Below are 289 nucleotides of genomic sequence, written 5' to 3'. Positions count from 1 at the left end.
CATGCCGGACCTGCGCCCCGAACCGGGGCGCGTTCCCGCGTCTTGCATCCTCGCCCTCGATCTCGGCACCACCACCGGCTGGGCCCTGCGCGGCTACGACGGGCTGATCACCTCCGGCACGGTGTCGTTCCGTCCCGGCCGCTACGACGGCGGCGGCATGCGCTACCTGCGCTTCACCAACTGGCTGACAGAACTTGACCGGCTGTCGGGTCCGATCTCGGCGATCTGGTTCGAAGAGGTCAGGCGGCACGCCGGCACGGATGCGGCTCACGTCTACGGAGGGCTGATG

General features: G+C 69.6%; 1 pseudogene. It reads left to right on the top strand.

Features of this window, described 5'->3' with window-relative positions:
• Position 1: 1 nt before the first annotated feature.
• Positions 2–289: pseudogene (locus LZA78_RS17670) on the top strand (hypothetical protein); the annotation flags it as partial.

Origin of the sequence: Rhodobacter flavimaris (assembly GCF_021378075.1) — a bacterium.
Classification (GTDB): domain Bacteria; phylum Pseudomonadota; class Alphaproteobacteria; order Rhodobacterales; family Rhodobacteraceae; genus Rhodobacter; species Rhodobacter flavimaris.
This window is presented reverse-complemented; position numbering and strand designations above follow the sequence as displayed.